The 20,611-nt window shown below is 72.0% G+C and carries 20 protein-coding genes, 1 tRNA gene, 1 pseudogene and 1 riboswitch; of the genes and pseudogenes, 7 read left to right on the top strand and 15 right to left on the bottom strand.

Annotation, left to right across the window (positions count from 1 at the left end):
* Positions 1-428, top strand: a 428-nt coding sequence (locus AB0C36_RS11710; RefSeq protein ID WP_358352589.1) for an IclR family transcriptional regulator, incomplete at its 5' end; no start/stop codon positions are given.
* 136 nt (positions 429-564) lie between these two features.
* Here the strand turns inward: AB0C36_RS11710 and AB0C36_RS11705 are convergent.
* Positions 565-1,164 (bottom strand): nucleotidyltransferase family protein, encoded by a 600-nt coding sequence (locus AB0C36_RS11705; protein WP_358352587.1) that lies wholly within the window; start codon positions 1,162-1,164, stop codon positions 565-567.
* A 747-nt stretch (positions 1,165-1,911) separates the two neighbouring features.
* Between AB0C36_RS11705 and AB0C36_RS11700 the strand changes: the two genes are divergently transcribed.
* Together AB0C36_RS11700 and AB0C36_RS11695 are read left to right on the top strand one after the other, a co-directional pair.
* Entirely contained in the window at positions 1,912-3,747 is a 1,836-nt protein-coding gene (locus AB0C36_RS11700) for an ABC transporter ATP-binding protein (RefSeq protein WP_358352585.1), read from the top strand.
* Positions 3,748-4,028: 281 nt separating this feature from the next.
* Entirely contained in the window at positions 4,029-5,909 is a 1,881-nt protein-coding gene (locus AB0C36_RS11695; RefSeq protein WP_358352597.1) for an ABC transporter ATP-binding protein, read from the top strand.
* 31 nt (positions 5,910-5,940) lie between these two features.
* On the opposite strand, the gene AB0C36_RS11690 is transcribed toward AB0C36_RS11695, so the two are convergent.
* Entirely contained in the window at positions 5,941-7,032 is a 1,092-nt protein-coding gene (locus AB0C36_RS11690) for an LLM class flavin-dependent oxidoreductase (protein ID WP_435839027.1), read from the bottom strand.
* A 198-nt stretch (positions 7,033-7,230) separates the two neighbouring features.
* On the opposite strand from AB0C36_RS11690, the gene AB0C36_RS11685 reads away from it, so the two are divergent.
* Positions 7,231-7,692 (top strand): Fur family transcriptional regulator, encoded by a 462-nt coding sequence (locus AB0C36_RS11685; protein WP_358352582.1) that lies wholly within the window; start codon positions 7,231-7,233, stop codon positions 7,690-7,692.
* Between the two features lie 120 nt (positions 7,693-7,812).
* Here AB0C36_RS11685 and AB0C36_RS11680 read toward each other — a convergent pair whose 3' ends face one another.
* The 7 genes and pseudogenes from AB0C36_RS11680 to AB0C36_RS11650 all read right to left on the bottom strand — a co-directional run bounded on the left by AB0C36_RS11680 (position 7,813) and on the right by AB0C36_RS11650 (position 13,055).
* Positions 7,813-8,463, bottom strand: a complete 651-nt coding sequence (locus tag AB0C36_RS11680) for an RICIN domain-containing protein (RefSeq protein WP_358352580.1) — start codon at positions 8,461-8,463, stop codon at positions 7,813-7,815.
* A 111-nt stretch (positions 8,464-8,574) separates the two neighbouring features.
* Complete coding sequence (locus AB0C36_RS11675) at positions 8,575-8,901, bottom strand: DMT family transporter (RefSeq protein ID WP_358352578.1); 327 nt, start codon at positions 8,899-8,901, stop codon at positions 8,575-8,577.
* 14 nt (positions 8,902-8,915) lie between these two features.
* Positions 8,916-8,982, bottom strand: a riboswitch (guanidine-III (ykkC-III) riboswitch).
* Between the two features lie 135 nt (positions 8,983-9,117).
* Positions 9,118-9,420: a GroES family chaperonin gene (locus tag AB0C36_RS11670; RefSeq protein WP_235057120.1), complete on the bottom strand. Its 303-nt coding sequence runs from the start codon at positions 9,418-9,420 to the stop codon at positions 9,118-9,120.
* Between the two features lie 179 nt (positions 9,421-9,599).
* Positions 9,600-10,013, bottom strand: coding sequence for a DUF3618 domain-containing protein (locus AB0C36_RS11665; protein ID WP_358352577.1), 414 nt, complete (start codon positions 10,011-10,013; stop codon positions 9,600-9,602).
* Between the two features lie 106 nt (positions 10,014-10,119).
* Positions 10,120-11,028: an energy-coupling factor ABC transporter ATP-binding protein gene (locus tag AB0C36_RS11660; RefSeq protein ID WP_435839028.1), complete on the bottom strand. Its 909-nt coding sequence runs from the start codon at positions 11,026-11,028 to the stop codon at positions 10,120-10,122.
* 113 nt (positions 11,029-11,141) lie between these two features.
* Positions 11,142-11,909 (bottom strand): cobalt ECF transporter T component CbiQ, encoded by a 768-nt coding sequence (gene cbiQ / locus AB0C36_RS11655; RefSeq protein ID WP_358352573.1) that lies wholly within the window; start codon positions 11,907-11,909, stop codon positions 11,142-11,144.
* A gap of 31 nt (positions 11,910-11,940) precedes the next feature.
* Positions 11,941-13,055 (bottom strand): annotated as a pseudogene (locus tag AB0C36_RS11650) (energy-coupling factor ABC transporter permease).
* Between the two features lie 215 nt (positions 13,056-13,270).
* Between AB0C36_RS11650 and bcp the strand changes: the two are divergent.
* The 3 genes from bcp (at position 13,271) to AB0C36_RS11635 (ending at position 14,881) form a co-directional block, all read left to right on the top strand.
* Entirely contained in the window at positions 13,271-13,744 is a 474-nt protein-coding gene (gene bcp, locus AB0C36_RS11645) for a thioredoxin-dependent thiol peroxidase (protein ID WP_358352571.1), read from the top strand.
* Positions 13,745-13,900: 156 nt separating this feature from the next.
* A complete protein-coding gene (locus AB0C36_RS11640; RefSeq protein ID WP_358352569.1) occupies positions 13,901-14,758 on the top strand; it encodes an HNH endonuclease signature motif containing protein in 858 nt (285 codons plus the stop codon).
* 43 nt (positions 14,759-14,801) lie between these two features.
* Positions 14,802-14,881, top strand: a tRNA-Leu gene (locus AB0C36_RS11635).
* A gap of 46 nt (positions 14,882-14,927) precedes the next feature.
* Here AB0C36_RS11635 and AB0C36_RS11630 read toward each other — a convergent pair.
* From AB0C36_RS11630 to murI, 6 genes are all read right to left on the bottom strand, one after another.
* The gene (locus AB0C36_RS11630; RefSeq protein ID WP_358352568.1) at positions 14,928-16,607 is read right to left on the bottom strand and encodes a molybdopterin-dependent oxidoreductase; all 1,680 of its coding nucleotides are present in this window, start codon (positions 16,605-16,607) and stop codon (positions 14,928-14,930) included.
* Positions 16,608-16,701: 94 nt separating this feature from the next.
* Complete coding sequence (rdgB, locus tag AB0C36_RS11625; protein WP_358352566.1) at positions 16,702-17,313, bottom strand: RdgB/HAM1 family non-canonical purine NTP pyrophosphatase; 612 nt, start codon at positions 17,311-17,313, stop codon at positions 16,702-16,704.
* 214 nt (positions 17,314-17,527) lie between these two features.
* Positions 17,528-17,926 carry a DUF8711 family protein gene (locus tag AB0C36_RS11620; RefSeq protein ID WP_358352564.1) on the bottom strand — a complete coding sequence of 133 codons (399 nt, stop codon included), beginning with the start codon at positions 17,924-17,926 and terminating at the stop codon, positions 17,528-17,530.
* A gap of 188 nt (positions 17,927-18,114) precedes the next feature.
* The gene (gene rph / locus AB0C36_RS11615) at positions 18,115-18,849 is read right to left on the bottom strand and encodes a ribonuclease PH (RefSeq protein ID WP_358352562.1); all 735 of its coding nucleotides are present in this window, start codon (positions 18,847-18,849) and stop codon (positions 18,115-18,117) included.
* A 107-nt stretch (positions 18,850-18,956) separates the two neighbouring features.
* Positions 18,957-19,703, bottom strand: coding sequence for an MBL fold metallo-hydrolase (locus AB0C36_RS11610; RefSeq protein ID WP_358352560.1), 747 nt, complete (start codon positions 19,701-19,703; stop codon positions 18,957-18,959).
* Positions 19,700-20,512 carry a glutamate racemase gene (gene murI / locus AB0C36_RS11605; RefSeq protein WP_358352558.1) on the bottom strand — a complete coding sequence of 271 codons (813 nt, stop codon included), beginning with the start codon at positions 20,510-20,512 and terminating at the stop codon, positions 19,700-19,702. Before murI ends, AB0C36_RS11610 begins: the two co-directional genes overlap by 4 nt.
* Positions 20,513-20,611 lie beyond the last annotated feature (99 nt).

The following is a 20,611-nucleotide window of genomic DNA, read 5'->3' as shown; positions in this document are numbered from 1 at the left end:
GAGTGCCGGGACGGCACTCGATGCGGATGTTCACCGAGGTCGGGCGGCGCGTCCAGCCGCACTGCACGGCCGTCGGCAAGGCCCTGCTCGCGCAACTCCCCGAGGAGCAGGCCGCCCGTACGCTCGGGCCCGGGCCGCTGACCGCGCACACCTCCTACACCGTCACCGAACCCGCGGAGCTGCTGCGGCAGTTCGCCGCGATCCGGGAGCGCGGCTACGCGGTCGACGACCAGGAGCAGGAACTCGGCGTGCGCTGCATCGCCGTCGTCGTCCCCGGCGCCCCCACCGCCACCGCACTGTCCGTCTCCGGGCCCGAGGGCCGCATCCGGGCCATCGACGAGAAGGAACTCGTCGCCACCGCCCAGGAGATCGCCGCCCGACTCGGCGCGGCCCTCGGCGGCGCGCCGGAAGCGGGTGACGAGGGGTAGCGCGGGGCAGGGCAGGTAGGGAAGGTAGGGCGAACGGGCGGGTAGGGCGGGTAGGCCGACGACCGGCGGGCAGGGCGGGTAGAGCGAACGGGCGGGCAGGGGCGACAATCCACGCCCGGACCGCCCGCAGCGCCAGTCAGCAGAGGCGGCCGAGGTCCTCCGGGGTGTCGACGTCGTAGGCCTCGGCGACATCCCCGCACTCAACGAGCCGCAGCGACGCCGCATGCGCGGCCAGGAACCCGCGCGCCCCGGCGTCGCCCTGGGCCTCTGCCGCGATGTCCCGCCACCACCGAGACGCGAACAGCACCGGGTGCCCGCGCCGACCGTCGTACGAGGCGGCCGCCAACTCGGCCCCGCGGACCAGGTGTTCCTCGACCAGCCGGGCCACGGCCGCGCCCCCCGCACCGGGCATGTCCACCAACGCGACGACCGCCGCGGACGCGTCCTCCGGCAACGCGGCCAGCCCCGCGCGTAGCGACGAGCCCATGCCCGTCTCCCACTCCGTGTTGCGCACCACTCGGGCGGCCCCCAGGTCCGCGTCGGCGAGCACCTGGTCGGCGGCGGCACCGAGGACCACCACGACCTCCGCGCAACCGCCGTCCCGCAACAAGCGCAGACCGTGCTCCACCAGCGGCCGCCCGCGGAACGGCAGCAGAGCCTTCGGCCGCCCGCCGAGACGGGACCCGCCGCCGGCGGCCAGCAACAGGCCCGCAACGGGCCGCGGTCCGGTGGCCATCAGGTGCAATACCTCCAACTCGACTTTGATCCCCGGGCGATACCGCGCAGTCTTGGCCCGGCGGCCCGGTGAGCACGACACGCCCGGCCCGGGCAACGCCCCGCCCGCACACCCCATCTGATCCCCCAGGCGACACCGCGCAGTCCTGGCCCGGCAGCCCGGTGAACACGACACCGCCCAGCTCGGGCAACTCCCCACCCACACACCACGCGCCGCGCCCGGTGAGCACGAAATCGCCCGGCCCGGGCCACGTCCCACCCGCACACCCCATCTGATCCCCCGGGCGACACCGCGTGGGCTTGGCCCGGTGAACACGACACTGCCAGGCTCGGGCAACTCTCCACCCACACACCACGCGCCGCGCCCGGCAAACACGACACCGCCCAGCCCGGACAACGCCCCGCCCGCACACCCCATCTGATCCCCCAGGCGACACCGCGCAGTCCTGGCCCGGAAAGCACGACACCGCCCGCCCTCGCGCGTCCCGCCCGGAAAGCACGACACCGCCCAGCTCGCGCAACGTCCCGCCCGCCCCCACGCGCCCGCCTTCCCTTCCCTTCCCTTCCTACCTCGGGAACGATCCACGCGACCGGAAGGTCCGGGCCACGGCCTCCAACCACGCGAATCGACGAAGACCTACCGCCCCCGACCACACGTTCGACCCGGCCACGCCCCGCCCCGTCGTACCGACAGCAGGCCGGAAAAACCAGATGACCGCTCCCGGCGACCGACGTACCGTCGGGGATCATGGCCGATCCCACGCCCACGACGTCGACCGGGTCCACAAGACCCAAGAAGTCGACCGTCGCCAGTCTCATGCGGCTGCGCCCGTATGTCCGTCCGGTGCGCGGCCGCCTGGTCGGCAGTGCCCTGACCGCGCTCCTGTCGACCACCACCGGCCTGATGATCCCCCTGGTCGTCGCCCGCGTCGTCGACGGCCCGGTGGCGGAACGCGACACCGGCGCGCTGTGGCCGTGGGTCCTGCTCCTCCTCGCCCTCGGCGTCCTGGAGGCGTTCTTCTACTGGGCCCGCCGCATGCTGACCCACCGCTCGCTCCCCCGCGTCGAGGAGACGATGCGGAACGCGCTCTACGAGCACCTCCAGACCCGCCCGGTCTCCTTCCACGACAAGTGGCAGTCCGGCCAACTCCTCTCCCGCGCCTCGCGCGACCTCGGCCAACTCCGCCAATTCCTGTCGTTCGTCGTCATCTTCCTCTTCGTCAACGCCGCGACGTTCGTGGTCGGATCGGTCCTGCTCTTCACCGTCAACCCGGTCCTCGCGCTGATCGTGACCGCCGTGGCGGTCCCCGTCATGTTCCTCAGCCACCTCTTCGAGAAGCGCTACGCCGTCGTCACCCGCCGCGCCCAGGACCAGGCCGGCGACGTCGCCACGGTGATGGAGGAGTCGGTCCTCGGCATCCGCGTCCTCAAGGCGTTCGGCCGCAATCGCGCCATGGACCACAAGTACGCCGCCCTCACCCGCGAACTGCGCCGCACCGAGACGGAGAAGGCCCGCCTCGTCGGCATCATCTGGGGGGTCCTGGTGGCCGTCCCCGAGCTGATGGTCGCCGCCGCCCTCGCGGTCGGCGTGCTCCAGGTCGCGGACGGCGCCACGACGACCGGTGAACTGGTCGCCTTCTTCGCCATCGTCATGTACCTGCGCTGGCCGATCGAGTCGTTCGGTTGGCTGCTCGCCGCCACCACTGACGCCGCCGCCGCGGCCGACCGCTACTTCGAGGTCATGGACGCCGGCGGCGAGATCCCCGAACGGGAGCGCCCGATCGACCCCGTCCGGGTCACCGGCGCCCTCGCGTTCGAGAACGTGCGCTTCCGCTTCCCCGACGGCCCGTCCGACGCCCCGGAGCTGCTGCGCGGCGTCGACCTCGCGGTCCGCCCCGGCGAGACCATCGCCCTGGTCGGCCCCACCGGATGCGGCAAGTCGACCCTCACCGCCCTGGTCCCGCGCCTGTACGACGTGACCGGCGGCCGCATCGCCCTCGACGGCGTCGACCTGCGCGACCTCCCCGTCGAACGCCTGCGCCGGATCGTGTCGGTCGCGTTCGAGGAACCCGTGCTGTTCTCCATGAGCGTGCGGGAGAACGTCCTGCTCGGTTTCCCCGAAGGCACCGACGAGGACGTCGAGCGCGCACTCCGCGTCGCCCAGGCGGAGTTCGTCCACGACTTGCCGTGGGGCCTCGACACCCGTATCGGTGAGGAAGGCCTCGACCTCTCCGGCGGTCAGCGCCAACGCCTGGCACTGGCACGGGCGGTGGTCTCACGCCCGGCCGTCCTGGTCCTCGACGACCCGCTGTCGGCACTCGACGTGCACACCGAGGCCCAGGTCGAACGCGCATTGCGCGCCGTCCTGGCCACCACCACCGCCCTCGTCGTCGCGCACCGCCCCAGCACCGTGCAGCTCGCCGACCGCGTGGCGGTCCTGGACGCCGGACGCATCGCCGCGGTCGGCACGCACGACCAGCTCCTCCAGCGCAGCGCCGCGTACCGGCACCTGATGGCCGCCGACACGCCGCGGTTGCGCGCCGGGCGGGAGCACCACCGAACACCGGCCCAGGAGGCAGTGTGACCCCCGACTCCCCGGGCCCTGACTCCCCGGGCCCTGACTCGCCCGGCCCCAAGCTTCCTGGCCCCGACTCCCCCGGCCCCGACTCCCCGGGCCCCGACTCGCCCGGCCCCGAGCTCCCTGGCCCCGGCTCCCCCAGCCAGGACTCCCCCAGCCTCGGCTCCCCCAGCCCTGACCTCCCGAGCCCCGACTCCCCAGGCCCCGGCCACGAGCACAGCCGCAGCCACACACCGGGCCGCAAGCGCGACCACACCCACGACCACGAGCGGCACCCCGCCGACCCGATGGCGTGGCGCGGCGTCAGCTCCCGTCCTTCCGACGGCGAGGCCGACGCCGAGGGCTCCGGCCTGCCGCTCGCCGACCTCGGCAAGCCCCGCCGCGGTGACGCCCGCCGGCTCCTCGCCTCGCTGCTGGCGCCGCACCGCGGCACCCTGGTCGTCGCGGCGCTCGTCAGCCTGCTGTCCCAGGCCGCGATGGTGGCCGGACCGCTCCTGATCGGCCTGGCCATCGACCGCGCGGTGCCGGACGCCGTCGCCGGGGACCACGGCACCCTCGTGTGGATCGCCGTCGCCTACGCCGCCTGCGGACTGGTCACCGCGGGCAGCCAGTTCGCCTTCCAGGTGGTGGCCGCCCGGGCCGGGCAGGGCGTGCTGCTCGAACTGCGCGCCCGCATCTTCGGCCACGCGCAGCGCCTCAGCCTCGACTTCCACGAGCGGTACACCTCGGGCCGCATCGTGTCGCGTGCCACCAGCGACGTCGACGCCGTCCAGGAACTGGTCGAGGACGGACTCGACGGACTGACCACGGCGGTACTGACGTTCTGGGTCTCGCTGGGCTTCCTGTTCGTGCTGGACGTCCCGTTGGCGCTGCTCGTGATGTCCGGTCTCGTGCCGCTGTCCGTGGCCACGGTCTGGTACGCGCGGCGCTCGGCCCGGGCGTACCGCGGCACCCGCACCACGAGCGCGGCCATGACCACGCAGTACATCGAGACCCTCAACGGCATCCGCGCCGTCCAGGCGTTCCGGCGCGAGCCGCGCAACGCCGGGATCTTCCGCGTCCTCAACCGCCGCTACACCGAGGTCAACACCGAAACCCTGGTGCTGTTCGCCTGGTTCGCCCCGGCGCTCATGCTCATCGGCAACCTGACCCTGGTCGGGGCACTGGCCGTGGGCGCCTACCGGGTTGCCGACGGCGGTCTCGAACTGGGCGTGCTCGCCGCGATCGCGCTCTACGTCCGGCGCATGTACGAACCGCTGGACGACCTGGCCCTCGCCCTCAACACCTACCAGACGGCCGCCGCCGGCCTGGAGAAGATCGCCGGGCTCCTGGCGCACGAGCCGGGCGTCGCCGAACCGGCGGAGCCCGGGTCGCTGCCCGAGCGTTCCGGCAAGGGGCGTGAAGTCACCTTCGACGGCGTCCGGTTCGGCTACCAGGACGGCGTCACCGTGTTGCCCCGGATCGACCTGACGATCCCGCGCGGCCAGACGGTCGCGCTGGTGGGCGAGACGGGCGCGGGCAAGTCGACGGTGGCCAAGCTGCTCGCCCGGTTCTACGACCCGACCACCGGCGCGGTGCGCCTGGACGGCGTGGACCTGCGGGAGTTGACGACACCTCAGCTACGCGGCGAACTGACGATGATCACCCAGGAGTCGTTCCTGTTCAGCGGATCCGTCGCGGACAACATCGCGATCGGGCGCCCGGACGCGACCCGCGAGCAGATCGAGGAGGCCGCCCGGGCCTTGGGCGCCTACGAGTTTATCGCGGCACTGCCCGACGGCTTCGACACGGACGTCCGCAAGCGCGGCGCCCGGCTGTCCGCGGGTCAGCGCCAACTCGTGGCGTTCGCACGGGCGTTGCTCGCCGACCCGGCGGTGCTGATCCTCGACGAGGCGACCTCGTCCCTCGACATCCCGGGCGAACGGGCCGTGCAGCGCGCCCTCGCGACCGTCCTGGAGGGGCGGACCGCGGTGATCATCGCGCACCGCCTGTCGACCGTCGAGATCGCCGACCGCGTGCTCGTCGTCCACGACGGCCGGATCGTCGAGGACGGCACACCGGACGACCTCGTGGCGGGCATCGGTGACGACGCTGCCGGTGACGACGCTGCCGGCGGCGAAGGGCGCTTCGGCGCCCTCCACCGGGCGTGGCGCGAGTCGCTCGTCTGAGCCCGACGCCCGACTGCCCGACTGCCCGGCCTCACACGCCGGGCAACCCCCACTCGCGGGCGATGATCTCGTACGACGCCAGGCGCGCCGCGTGCCCGTGCACGTTGCTGACGACCATCAGCTCGTCGACCGCCGTCCGCTCCACGAGGTCGTGCAGCCCGCGCCGCACCGCGTCGGCGTCGCCGATCACGTGCTGCCGCTGGTACGACTCGACGAAGTCGCGCTCGGCGGGCGACCACAGGTACTCCTCGGCCTCCTCCGGACTCGGCTGGAGACCCGGGCGCCCGCTGCGCAGCCGCAGCATGCCGAGCGCCTGCGCCCGCCCGAGCCGCTCCGCCTCCTCCGCGGTGCCGGCCGCGATCACCCCGGCGGCGATCATCGCGTACGGCTCCTTCAGGTCCTCCGACGGCTGGAAGTGCTCCCGGTACAGCGCCAGCGCGGGCAGCGTGTGCTCGCCGCTGAAGTGGTGCGCGAACGCGAACGGCAGGCCCAGGATGCCGGCGAGCTGCGCGCTGTAGCCGCTCGACCCGAGCAGCCAGATCGGCGCCCGCGCCGCGTCCCGCTCGCCGCCCGGCTCGATGCCGGACGCCGGGCCGGGCACCGCATGGATCCGCGAGTACGGGTGCCCCTCGCGGAACGACCCGGTCAGGAACCCGATCAGCTCCCCGAGTTGCTGCGGGAAGTCGTCCACCGACAGCGCCTCCGTGCTGCGCCGCAGCGCCCTCGCGGTGTGCTGGTCGGTGCCCGGCGCGCGCCCGAGGCCGATGTCGATGCGCCCGGGGTGCAGCGCCTGGAGCGTGCCGAACTGCTCCGCGACCACCAGGGGGGCGTGGTTGGGCAGCATGACGCCGCCGGACCCGAGTCGCAGCGTGGTGGTGTGCGCGGCGAGGTGTGCGAGCAGGACCGGCGGCGAGGAACTCGCGATACCGGGCATGTTGTGGTGCTCGGCCACCCAGAAACGGTGGTAGCCCCACTGCTCGGCGCGCCGCGCGAGCTCGGTGGTGGTGTGGAGCGCCTCGGTCGCGGTGTAGCCGGTTCCGACCGGGGCGACGTCCAGCACGGACAGCGGTATCGACGGTGTCGAGGCATGAGAAGGCACGTCAAGGGGCAACGTGACCAGCATGCGTGTTGTTCCGGCAGGCGTACGGACCTTCCGGATCTGGGCGGCGGCGGAAGCACCACGGGAACCACGGGACCGAATCTCCGGGAGAGACCTTCCGGAAGAGTTCCAACCTGGCAAATCCCCTCAGATTTGAACTCGACAGATTCTGATCATGCGCGTTCTCTTGAACTAGTCCAGAATGTTCCTATATTGGAAGACATGGCCGGGACGTCCCGCGAGGACATACCCCAACAGCTGCGCGAGGCGGGGCTGAGGGTCACCGCCGCGCGTGCCACGATCCTGGACCTGATCCGGAGTCGGCCGCACAGCGACGCGGAGTCACTGGCGCGCGCCGCGCGCAGCCGACTCGGCAGCGTCTCGACCCAGGCGGTGTACGACACACTCCACGCGCTCGTCCGCGCGGGCCTCGCCCGGCGGATCGTGCCCGCCGACCATCCGGCCCGTTTCGAAGCGCGCACTGGGGACAACCACCACCACATCGTGTGCCGGGGCTGCGGCGCCGTCGAGGACGTGGACTGCGTCGTCGGCGCGGCGCCCTGCCTGACTCCCGACCAGACGCACGGCTACGACCTCGACGAAGCCGAGGTCACCTTCTGGGGACGCTGCCCGGACTGCCGCGCTTCGGCCGCCGGTCCAGGGACTCCCACCCAGAAGGAGTGAAGGTCCCGCAGTCGACCGGCAGCAACGGCCCGCTTCCGATGCTGGACCACCATGTGATCCAGAAGACGGGCCAGTGCTACCGACAATGAGTGCCCGAGCACGTCGTGCACGCCAAGTCCGTCAGCGGGCCTGCGTAAACGTCCAGACCGCACCGCTCGCGGCCGGGACCAGGCCCAACCCCTGCTGCCCCCGCACCTGCTCGCCGATCCCCAGCGCCTGGCCGCCGCGGTTCACCAGCACGAAGCCCTTGCCGCGCGGCTGCGCCTGCCACTGCTGGCGCTCCTCGCCGCACTTGTCCTGCACCGCGTGGCCGCCTCCCATGTCGAGGCACTTGTTGCTCACGCGCGAGACCAGGTAGACGTACCCGCCGCCGGCATCGTGCACGGTCCACTGCTGGTTCGTCTTGTCGGGGCTGGACGCGAAGACGATGACGGGGGTGTTGTCGCCCTTGTCGCCCCCGTACACGTCCATCGCCCGGCCGCCGACCGTCAGGACGTACGTCGTCCCGGACTTGAGCGTCGGCGGCTTGGACGTCGTCGGCGACTTGCTCGGGCTCGCACTCGTGGACGGCGCCGCCGAGGACGGCGGGGCACTCGACGACGCCCCGGACAGCGGGGACGGCCCAGGCGTCGTGGACGTCGTCGGCGACACCGCCGCGGCGGGCGACTTGTCGTCGCCCCCACCGCCCAGCACCCCGAAAACCGCGCCGAAGAGCAGGCCCACCAGCGCGGTGGCCACCAGCGCGACGACCACTGTTCGGCGAGACACCATGTCCGCTCGACTCCCCTCACGGGCCGCCCGTCGACGGCCCCTCAGGGCGGCCATCCTGGCAGAAACGCGCCCCGCCGGTGAGTGGCGGGGCGCGTTGCGGGCGGAGCGGGGTCAGTGGCTCGAGCCACCGGTGAACTTCAGGCCGACGATCGCGACGACCATCAGGCTCAGGAAGAACAGCCTTGCGGCGGTGGCCGGTTCACCCAGAACGGCGATACCCAGCAGGCCGGAGCCCACCGCACCGATGCCGACCCAGACGCCGTACGCCGTGCCGATCGGCAGCGTCTTGGCCGACATCGACAGCAGCACCATGCTCCCGGCGATGCCGAGTACGGTCAGAACACTGGGGACGAGCTTCGTGAAGCCCTCGGTGTACTTGAGGCCGATCGCCCAGCCGACCTCGAGGAGACCGGCAATACCGAGAAAAACCCACGCCATGACAACGCACCTCACACGCGTCGTCGTCGTGGCCCGGTACGTCGCACCTCGTCGGGGGCGGGACCACGGAACGGTCCGGCCGCCTCCAGCTTCTCAAACGCCCCGCGGGGGGCAAAACCGGGGCGCGGTGAGGTTCGTCACCGCGGGATCACGGCTCGCCGATCGCGGCTCGGAGACCGCCGCCGACAGATTTACCGCGGTCCGCGGGTGCGCGGCTCAGAGGTACAGGCCGGTCGCCTCACCGGAGGCCTCGACGCGCTCGGCCGCCACCGCGTGGAGGTCGCGCTCGCGCAGCAGCACGTACGCCACCCCGCGCACCTCGACCTCGGCACGCTCCTCGGGGTCGTACAGCACCCGGTCGCCCGGCTCGACGGTGCGCACGTTCTGGCCCACCGCGATCACCTCGGCCCACGCGAGCCGCTTGCCGACCTGCGCGGTGGCCGGGATCAGGATGCCGCCGCTGGAACGGCGGTCGCCCTCCCCCGCGTCCTGACGCACCAGGACACGGTCGTGCAGCATGCGGATGGGCAGCTTCTCGCCGAGGCCGGCGGCGGTGCTGTCCGAGGAACGGGAGGCGGAAGTCTGGGACGCGTCGGAACTCACGCATGAAAAGTACCCGCCCGAGCGCCCGAGTGTGACACCAGGGCGCGATCGGATCCGGACAGCCGCCCGGATCCGCCTCGCCTACCGGCCGGTTCCTACTTCTTCTTCTTGCCGCCGCCGCGGCGCTTCAGCAGCGCCACCAGCACGACCAGCCCGACCACGCCGCCCGCGATCGGCGCGATGCGCTCCATACGCGGGGCGCCCGTGTCCGAGTCGACGAACTGCGCCCGGACCTTCTCCGAGGTACGCCGCGCGACGTTCGCCGGCTTGACCCGGTCCACCAGCTCGTCCAGCGTCGCCGCGAGGTTCGTCCGCGCGCGCTCGATGTCCGCCTCGATCTCCTGCGGGCTGCGCGGCGCGGCGTTCACCTCCGCCCCGGCCGAACCGTTGACCGGCTCCACCCGGGTCTTCTCCGCCTGGACCGTCACCTGGCGTCCCAGAGCCGCCCGGCCGGCCCGCTCCAAATCCGCCGCAGAACGCTCCGGCCCGCCGTGCCCGTTCTCGCCCACAGCCCGTCCTCTCGCTTCCGCTGCCGCACCACCGATCACGCCCTCTTCCGCGTGTGCCCCCAAGTCAAGCAGGTATCCGGACCGGGACGCGGCATCCGGGTGGTTCTCAGCCGTGTTCGCCCCCGCAGGCCGGCCCGGGTCCGGGGCGCCCCCAAGGACCTCCCCGGGCGTCGCGCGGCGCGCAGTGGTCGCAGTCCGGGCGGGCGTAGCCGTACGGCAGCTCCAGCCGGTGCGCGTCCATCAGCTCGCGGTCCGCCAGCAATTCGCGCGTGGGCCCGTCGGCCGCGATCACCCCGCCGGACAGGACGAGCGAGCGGGGGCACAGCTCCAGCGCGTACGGCAGGTCGTGGGTGACCATGAGCACCGTCACATCCAACCCGTCCAGGATCTCCGCCAGCTCGCGGCGGCTCGCCGGGTCCAGGTTGGACGACGGCTCGTCCAGCACCAGGATCTCCGGCCGCATCGCGAGCACCGTCGCCACCGCCACGCGGCGGCGCTGGCCGAAGCTCAGGTGGTGCGGGGGCCGGTCGGCGTACCGCGCCATGCCGACCCGGTCGAGCGCCTCGGCCACGCGCTCGTCCAGCTCCGCACCGCGCAGCCCCAGGTTGGCGGGGCCGAAGGCGACGTCCTCGCGCACCGACGGCATGAAGAGCTGGTCGTCCGGGTCCTGGAAGACGATGCCGACCCGGCGGCGGATCTCCCGCAGGTTGCGCTTCGCCACCTCCAGACCCGCGACGCGCACGGTGCCGCGCCCGGTGCCGGTGGCCGCCGACAGAATGCCGTTCAGGTGCAGCACAAGGGTGGTCTTGCCCGCGCCGTTGGGCCCGAGCAGCGCCACCCGCTCGCCGCGCTCGACCCGCATGTCGACGCCGAAGAGCGCCTGGTGACCGTCCGGGTAGGCGAAGGCCAGGCCCTCGACCTCCAGCGACGCGGGTACGCCGGGCGCGGCCTGGCCCGGCACGCCGCTCCGCGCGGTCGTCCCCGCGGTCGTCCCCGTGATCAGCCCCGTGGTCATCCCCGCGGTCGTCCCGGTGGCGGCCTCCGCAGTTGCCCCGGCCGCCGCCTCCGCAGCGGTCGCGGCGTCCGTCCCGGCCTCGGTCCCCGTCGTCTCACCCATGGCGCCCATCCTCACCCACCGGCCAGCCACGCCGCCGCGCAGGCCAGCGCGGCGGCCAGCGGCAGCGCCGACGCGGCGGCCCACTGCCGTCCGGACGCCTGGACCTCCACGATGCGCGGCATCGTGCCCTCATAGCCCCGGCTGAGCATCGCGAGGTGCACGCGCTCGCCGCGCTCGTAGGAGCGGATGAACAGCGCCCCGGCCGACTTCGCGACCACCGGCAGCTGCCGTACGTCGCGCGCCACGAAGCCGCGCGACTCGCGCGCCACCCGCATCCGGCCCATCTCGCCGCTGATGACGTCCATGTACCGCAGCATGAACTGCATGATCTGCACGAGGAGTTGCGGCATGCGCAGCCGCTCCATCCCGAGCAGCAGGTCACGCAGCGGCGTGGTGGCCGCGAGCAGGATCGACGCGACCACCCCCAGCGTGCCCTTTGCGAGGATGTTCCAGGCGCCGAGCAGGCCGCTGTGGCTCACCGTCAGCCCCAGGAACTCCGTCTTGGGGCCGGTCGCCAGGAACGGCAGCGCGAGCGCGAACGCCACGAACGGCACCTCGACGACGACGCGGCGCAGCACGTACCCCACCGGGACGCGGCCGACCGCGGCGACGGCGGCGAGCAGCAGCGCGTACACGCCGAACGCCCAGAACCGCTCCCGCGGCGTCGCCACGACCGCGAACACGAACAGCACCACCGCCACCAACTTGCAGTGCGGCGGCAGCCGGTGCAGCGGCGAGTCGCCCGCCCGGTACAGGTTGTGCGCGTGCCCGGCGCCCATCAGCGCGCCGCCCCCGGCCGGCGCAGCGGCGTCACGAACCGTCGGCGGCAGCGCCGACCCGCGGCTCACCCGCCGCGGCGTCCGGGCCCCGGCCCTCACCCGACCCGCCGGCCGCACCGCGGCGCTTGACGATCCAGAAGACGCCGCTGCCCACGACCAGCGTCCCCGCGACCCCGAGAACTCCCGCCAGACCGCCGGAGATCCGCTCGTTGTCGACGCCCTCGACCGCATAGTCGGCCAGCGGGCCGTCGGCGAGCGCATGGTCCTCGACCTTGGTGTCCATGCCCTTGTCACCGGCGACCTTCTCCAGGCCGTCCGGGTGCGCGCTCGCGTAGAAGCTCACGATGCCCGCGAGGACGAGCGCGACGACCGCGCCGGCGATGAGCAGCGTGCGCATACGAATCTTCGCCATATCCCTGACCTCTTCCCGGACCGGTCTCAAGCCTGCTGCGCGGCGGGGGCGGACTCCTGCGCACCCGTGCGGAGTTCGAGCGGGCGGGCGAGGCCGCGCGCGCCGTACACGAGGTCGGGGCGCACCGCGAGCACGCTGGAAATCGTCGCGGCCGTGATCAGCGCCTCGCCGATGCCGATCAGCACGTGCACGCCGATCATCGCGCCGGCCACCTTCGAGATGGGTACGTCGGTCGTGCCGCCGATCGCGTACACCAGCGTGAACACCGCGGCGCACACCGGCACCGAGACGAGCGCGGCGACGAACGACGCGGCCCCCAGCGACCGCCGCGTGCGCGGCAGCACCCCGGCCAGCAGCCGGAACAGGCCGTAGCCGACCACGGCCGTGGTGATGCCCATGACCGTGATGTTCACGCCCAGCGCGCTGAGCCCGCCGTCCGCGAAGAACACCGCCTGCATCAGCAGCACCACCGACATGCACAGCACACCGGTGTACGGCCCGACCAGGATCGCCGCGAGCGTGCCGCCGAGCAGGTGCCCGCTGGTCCCGGACGCGACCGGGAAGTTCAGCATCTGCACCGCGAAGATGAACGCCGCGACCAGCCCGGCCAGCGGCGCGGTCCGCTCGTCCAGCTCACGCCGCGCGCCACGCAGCGACACCGCGACCCCGGCGGCGGCGACCACCCCCGCAGCCACCGACACAGGGGCGTTGATGAACCCATCGGGTACGTGCATGGGGACCTCCTCCGAACGAACACATGGCCTCTGGCCGACCGCCGAGCCGTCCGATTTTATGAGGAGCGGTCGCACCTGCAACAGATGCGCAATTGGCGACGCTCGGCACATCGTGTTTGCCGTGATTCGGAGCCGGACCTAGCGTGGCCGGGTCAGGCCCCCGCGAATCCGAGAAACCACGGCCGAGAACCGGCCGCGACAGAGAGAGGCCCCCGGTGAGCGAACGACTCCAGGCCGGCGACACCGCCCCCGCCTTCACCCTCAAGAACGCCGACGGCGACGACGTCTCCCTGTCCGCCCACAAGGGCCGCAAGGTGATCGTCTACTTCTACCCGGCCGCCCTCACCCCCGGCTGCACCAAGCAGGCCTGCGACTTCACCGACAACCTCGCCGCCCTCGCCGACGCCGGCTACGACGTGCTCGGCATCTCCCCGGACAAGCCCGAGAAGCTCGGCAAGTTCCGCGAGAAGGAGTCGCTGAAGGTCACCCTGCTCTCCGACCCGGACAAGTCGACCCTGGAGGCCTACGGCGCCTTCGGCGAGAAGACGATGTACGGCAAGAAGGTCACCGGGGTGATCCGCTCGACCTTCGTCGTCGACGAGGACGGCAAGATCGAGCACGCCTGGTACAACGTCCGCGCCACGGGCCACGTCGCCAAGCTCCTCAAGGACCTCAAGATCGCCGCATGACCCCCGGGTGTCACGGGCCGGGGTCCGGCCGGATCCCGACCCGTGACACCCAGTCAGAAAATAATGCGATCAGACCCCGAAACCCGCACATCTGTTCGTCGTTGACCATCCCGAGGGGCACCCGTCACCACGCCTCTACGGGGAGGACGCACCACGATGACCACACAGCGCAGATATTCGCGCGAGTTGCTTGCCGAAGTGGCGGCTCAGTCCCGCAGCATCAACGAGATGCTCCGACGCCTGGGTCTGCCGATTGTCGGGGGCCATCACACGCACATCAGCCGCCAGGTTCAGCGGCTCGGGATTGACACCACCCACTTCACGCACTTCGGCAAGCACCACAAGCGCCACACCTACACGCGCGATGAGTTGGCCGACGCGGCCGCGCGCAGCCACAGTGTCCCCGAGATGCTCCGAATCCTCGGGGTCGAGCCCTACGCGAGCGCCTACGGCTATATCAGGAAGCGCTGCTCGGATTTCGGGATCGACCTCAGTCACTTCAAAAGGGTCGGCGCGCGGCTCCCGGTCGACTCCGACACCTTCAGGTCAGTAGTCGCCGAGTCGGAGTCCGTCGCGGAAGTGTCCCGGCGGCTCGGACTCACACACGGCACGAACGCCTACCGGCTGGTCCGCCGCTGGGCAAGCGAGTACTCCGTCGACATCAGCGGCATGACCGGTCGGGGGCACAACCGGGGCAAGAGAGCACCCCGCCTCAGCGCCGCCGACGTGCTCCGCCACGATCCGGGGCGTGACCGCCGAACGAGCGTCCACCTGCTGCGCCGGGCACTCACGGAGATCGGGCGTGACCAGCGGTGCGTGGGGTGCGGGACCGGAAGCGTCTGGAACGGCAAGCCGCTGATTCTCGAGGTCGACCACATCAATGGCGCCTGGCGGGACAACCGGCAGGAGAATCTGCGGTACCTGTGCCCGAACTGCCATAGCCAGACCGACACCTTCTGCGGACGGAATGCCTCTCGCACCTCAGGTGACACCCCGCAGGCTCCACTACGATAAGCCGCACGTGATCCTCGGCTCTCGGCCGTCGGAATCACGAGGCGCGGCCGTGGCGCAATGGCGACGCAGCGGGTTTAGGTCCCGTGACCTGCGGGTTTGTGGGTTCGAATCCCATCGGCCGCACTGCGGTTGGGGCGGTCACCTTGTTCGGGTGACCGCCCTTCGGTCGTCAGGTGACGGTCAGGGCGATGGTGTGCCAGCCGGTGGCGCCGTCGGGGGCCACGCTTGTCTCCGTTTCGGTCTGGACCTCGCCCGTCTTGTCGGTGGCGCGGACGCGGATGCGGTGGGGGCCGGGGCGCGGGGCGTCCCAGTACCAGACGAACTGGCGCCAGGTGTCCACGGAGTCCTCCGCCGCGAGGTCCGCCTTCTGCCACGGCTCGTCGTCGATCTGGACCTCGACGGCGGCGATGCCCTTGTGCTGGGCCCAGGCGACGCCCGCGACGGGGATGCGGCCGCGGGGGATCTTGGCCATGTTCTTCGGGGTGTCGATGCGGGACTGCGTCTTGATCGGGCCCTGTGCGGCCCAGCCCCGCGGGACCCAGTACGCGTCGTAGTCGGCGAAGCGGGTGGCTTCTATCTCGACGATCCACTTGCAGGCGGAGACGTAGCCGTACAGGCCGGGGACGACCATGCGGACCGGGAACCCGTGCTTTATCGGGAGCGGTTCGCCGTTCATGCCGATGGCGAGCATCGCGTCCCGGCCGTCCATGACGACGGCGGTCGGGGTGCCGATCGTCATGCCGTCGGAGGAGCGGCTGACGAGCTGGTCGGCGTCCGGGCGCACGCCCGCTTCGCGGAGCAGATCGGCCAGCGGTACGCCGAGCCACTTGGCGGTGCCGATGTAGGGGCCGCCCACGTCGTTGGAGACACAGCACAGCGTGATGTGCCGCTCGATGGTCGGCCGGGCGGCCAGCGTCGCGAAGTCGATCTCGATTTCCCGGTCGACCATGCCGTGGATGCGCAACTTCCAGTCCTCGGCGCGGATTTCGGGGACGACCAGGGCGGTGTCGACGCGGTAGAAGTCCTTGGTCGGTGTCATGTGCGGGCTCAGCCCGGGGATGCCCAGTTCGGTGCCGAGCGGTTGTGCGGGGGCGGGCGCGGCCGGGGCCGGGAGGACCACCGCGTTGCGGGAGCCGCTGACGTCGAAGCGGATGTCCTGGAGCCAGCGTCCGATGCCGGCGAGCAGGGCGGCGGCGCCGGCCGTGCCGAGGATGAGGGTGCGGCGGGCGGGTCCGGCCGAGTCGGCGGGTCGGGACAGGGGAACGGGGGCGGCGGGTGCGTCGGCCGGTGGCGTGGGCGTCGCCTCGGCGGGGCCGGGCGCCGCGGACGCCGTCGGGCCGGCCGCGGCGAGGCGGCGCACCAAGTCGTCGTACGTCTCGGGGGGTTCGCGCCGTACCAGGTCCGGTCGGGTGAGCAGGGTGAGCGTCGCCGCGCCGACCGCCACGGCGACGAGGGCGGGGATGACGTCGGTGCCTTTGTCGGCCGGGCGGGACACCGCGGCGGCGACGATGAGGACGCCGAGCAGGCCGACGCCGGCCAGGCCCGCCCACAGCCATCGGCGGGCCACGACGCCGAGCAGGGCCGAGAAGACCAGGAGGAGCGCTCCGACGGAGAGTTGCAGCACGAGCTTGTCGTTCGTGCCGAACTCGCGGATCGCGTACTCCTTGAGTCCGCGCGGCGTGCGGTCGATGGCGGACTGGCCGACCGTGACCAGCGGTGCGGCTTCCCGGCGTACGAAGGCCGCCGCGAACTCCGACGCGGCGACCGCGGCCGCGCCGGCGAGCACGCCGCAGAAGGCGGCGGGCCCGTGCACGGTCAGCACGCGCCGGACGGCCGGTGACAGGGGCACGGCGACTACTCCTCACAGTCGTGGTGCCCACATCATCACCCCGCGCGACGCGGAAAGCCCGTGCCGTGCCCTTACCGATTCGTGAACGGCCGCTTCACGACCGGTCGGTGACCAGTTCCGTGACGATGGGCACCAGGGCCCGGAACGCCTTGCCGCGGTGGCTGACGGCGTTCTTCTCGTCGGGGGTCAGCTCGGCGGTGGTACGGCTGTCGCCGTCGACCTGGAGGATCGGGTCGTAGCCGAAGCCGCCGGTGCCGCGCGGTGCGAAGGTGAGGGTGCCGTTGAGGCGGCCCTCGACGACGCGCTCGGTGCCGTCCGGCAGGGCGAGGGCCGCGGCGCACGCGAAGTACGCGGCGCGGTGCTCGACGGCGATGTCGGAGACCTGCGCGAGCAGGAGTTCGAGGTTGGCGCGGTCGTCGCCGTGGGTGCCGGACCAGCGGGCGGAGAAGATGCCCGGCATGCCGTTGAGCGCCTCGACGCACAGGCCGGAGTCGTCGGCGACCGCCGGGAGGCCGGTGGCGCGGGCCACGGCGTGCGCCTTGAGCAGGGCGTTCGCGGCGAACGTCAGGCCCGTCTCCGGGACGTCGGGGACGTCGGGGAACGCGTCGACGCCGACGAGTTCCACGGCGAGCCCGGCGTCCTTGAGGATCTGCTGGAGCTCGGTGACCTTGTGGGTGTTGCGGGTGGCGAGAACAAGACGGCTCATGGACCGCAAGCCTACGCAAATGCGCCGGATGCCTCCGCCGCATTTCCCGGCAGGTGGACCGGAACAGGGGCGGAGAGCGGGGCCGGCAGCCGGACGGCGGGCCGCCGGAACGGCCGGGGGCCGGTACGGGGCGCCGTGCGGCGCTCCGTACCGGCCCTGGGTACCGGCCTGGCTGCCGGGTCTGCGGCCGACCCGGACGCGGGTCGGTGCGGGATCAACTGGTGCAGGCGTCGCCGATGGTCTTGGCGCTGGTCTTCAGCACCGAGACCGCGTCGATGGACGGGGTCTCGTTGTTGGCGATCTGCTGGCTCAGCTGGGTGACCTGGGCGGTCATCTCGGTGATGGCGTCCTTGACGTCCTGCGAGTCGACGTCGCCGGCCGCCTTGTTGAGGGTCTTGGTGATGTTCTCGAGCGATTCGGCGGCGGCGTCGGGGTCGTTGATGACGCTCTGCAGGTTCGAGACGTCGTTGGCCAACTGGGTGCCGAGCTGGATGCAGTCGATCGCCTTCTGCGCCTCAGAGCACGCGGTGGCCGTGAACAGGGCGGCGGCGAGGGCGACGGCGGCGACGCTCGTACGCACGGCGCGGTGGGCACGGAACATGATGCTCCTCATATGCGTGAAGATATGCGGGAAGATATGCCTGACTGGTGATCAGAAGGTAGCGGAGTCCGGCGTTCTGCGTCCGTGGCGGTGGCCGTTTCACACCCTCCCGGTTGCAGCCTCGTGACACTGGCAACCGGGGCGTTATCCGCGGGCCTGGTCGTGTCGGTCAGGTCCGGACAATTCCGGTCCGTATCCGCTCAGTCGGCGGTCTCCTCCAGCGCGATCTGCTGGAGCAGCGCGAGTTCGGCGCAGCCCGCCGCGCCCAGGTCCAGCAGCCGGTTGAGCAGGTCGCGGTCGAAGGGCTCGCCTTCGGCGGTGCCCTGCACCTCGACGAAGCGTCCGTCGCCGGTGCAGACGATGTTCATGTCGGTCTCGGCGCGCACGTCTTCCTCGTACGGGAGGTCGACCATCGGGATGCCGTCGATGATGCCGACGCTGACCGCGGCGACCGTCCCGGTCAGCGGCTCGGACTTGGCCTTCACGAGCTTGTTGCGGCGGCCCCAGGCGACGGCGTCGGCGAGGGCGACGTACGCGCCGGTGATGGCGGCCGTGCGTGTGCCGCCGTCCGCCTGCAGCACGTCGCAGTCGAGCTGGATGGTGGTCTCGCCGAGCGCCTTGTAGTCGATGACCGCGCGCAGCGAGCGGCCGATCAGCCGGGAGATCTCGTGGGTGCGGCCGCCGATGCGGCCCTTGACCGACTCGCGGTCGCTGCGCGAGTGGGTGGCGCGCGGCAGCATCGAGTATTCGGCGGTGACCCAGCCGAGTCCGCTGCCCTTGCGCCAGCGCGGGACGCCTTCGGTGACGGACGCGGCGACCAGCACGCGTGTGCGGCCGAATTCGACGAGGACGGAGCCCTCGGCGTGGTCGAGCCATCCGCGGTGGAAGGCGATCGGGCGAAGCTGTTCGGGGGTACGGCCGTCTGCTCGTGACATGCCCTCAGCCTAGGCCGTGGCCTTGCCGGGTCCGGCCCGAAGGTCCGGCCGTTCGGGGGCTGCCGGCGACGCGGCCCGATCGTGCGCCGCGCCGGCCCACGGCCGCGTCACACCTCGTAGACGGCCCCGGGTCGGGCGAGGTCGGCGGTGCCGGAGTACGCCTTGCGGGCGTCCGCGAGGTTGTGCTCGCCGTCCGTCCACTCCGGGATGTGGGTGAGCACCAGCCGCCTGGCGCCCGCCCGTTCGGCGTGCTCGCCGGCCTCGCGGCCGTTCAGGTGCACGTCGGGGTAGGTGTCGCGGCCGTCGACGAACGAGGCCTCGCACAGCAGCAGTTCGGTGTCGCGGGCGATTTCGACGAGGGTGTCGCTTTCGCCGGTGTCGCCGGAGTAGACGAGGTTGGTGCCGTCGGCCTCGATGCGGTACGCGAAGGACTCGACGGGATGGTTGACGTGTCCGGCGGTGAACCGGAACGGCCCGATCTCGAAGACGCCGGGGCGGACGTCGTGGAAGGAGAACGCCTCGGTGAGGCCGGGTTCCCCGGCTATGTCGTACGCGCGCGAGAGCCGGGCCGCGGTCCCCTCCGGCCCCCAGACCGGCAGCAGTGGCAGGCGGCCCTCGGGGTGGTAGTTGCGGTACACGAAGTAGGCGCACAGGTCGAGGCAGTGGTCCGCGTGCAGGTGGGACAGGACCACGGCGTCGATCGCGCCGAGGTCGGTGTGGTGCTGGAGGCTGCCGAGGGCGCCGCTGCCGAGGTCCAGGAGCACGCGTACGCCGTCCGCCTCGACGAGGTAGCACGAGCACGGCGAGTCGGGGGCCGGATAACTGCCCGCGCATCCGACGACGGTGAGTTTCATACGGTCGCCCCCAGGGCGTCTACGTGGGTGAGTTCCGGGCCCAGGAACCGTCGGCCGATCTCCCGGAACTGGGCGGGGTTGCCGGTGGTCAGGAAGCGGTGCTCGGGCTCGGGGAGGTCGGGGTCGCGCATGAGCCGGTTCGCGGCCAGGACCTTGTAGACGTCCTTGGCCGTTTCCTCGCTGCTGGTGATCAGGGTGACGTTCTCGCCCATGACATAGCTGATGACACCGGTGAGCAGCGGGTAGTGCGTGCAGCCGAGGATGAGGGTGTCGACCTCGGCCTCGGTGAGCGGGTCCAGGTACTCGTGTGCGGCTTTGAGGAGTTCGTCGCCGCCGGTGGTGCCGGCTTCCACGAACTCCACGAAGCGGGGGCACGCCTGGGAGGTGACGGTGATGTGCGGGGCGGCGGCGAAGGCGTCCTCGTAGGCCATGGACTGCTTGGTCGCCGCGGTGCTGACGACGCCGACCCGGCCGTTGCGGGTGGCCGCGGCGGCGCGGCGGGTGGCCGGGTGGATCACCTCGATGACGGGCAGTCGGTAGCGCTCGCGGGCGTCGCGCAGCATCGCGGCGCTGGCGCTGTTGCAGGCGATGACGAGGGCTTTGACGCCCTGGTCGACGAGGCGGTCGAGGCATTCGAGGGCGTACGCGCGGACCTCTGCGATGGGCCGCGGGCCGTAGGGCTGCCGGGCGGTGTCGCCGAGGTAGAGGATCGGCTCGTGGGGCAGTTGGTCGAGCACCGCGCGCGCGACGGTCAGCCCCCCGAAGGAGCTGTCGAAGATGCCGATGGGTGCGTCGCTCAGATCTGCCACATACAGGAGGGTACGTTCCGCCCGGCCCGTTCTCCGGAGGGCTCACCCCCGCTGTGTCGGGAATCACCCGGGCCCGTACGCGGACGGCGTACGGGCCCG

Source organism: Streptodolium elevatio, assembly GCF_040649515.1.
In the GTDB taxonomy this organism is placed as follows: Bacteria; Actinomycetota; Actinomycetes; order Streptomycetales; family Streptomycetaceae; genus Yinghuangia; species Yinghuangia elevatio.
Note: the sequence above shows the minus strand (reverse complement) of the source record. Positions and strands in the feature narration are given on the sequence as shown.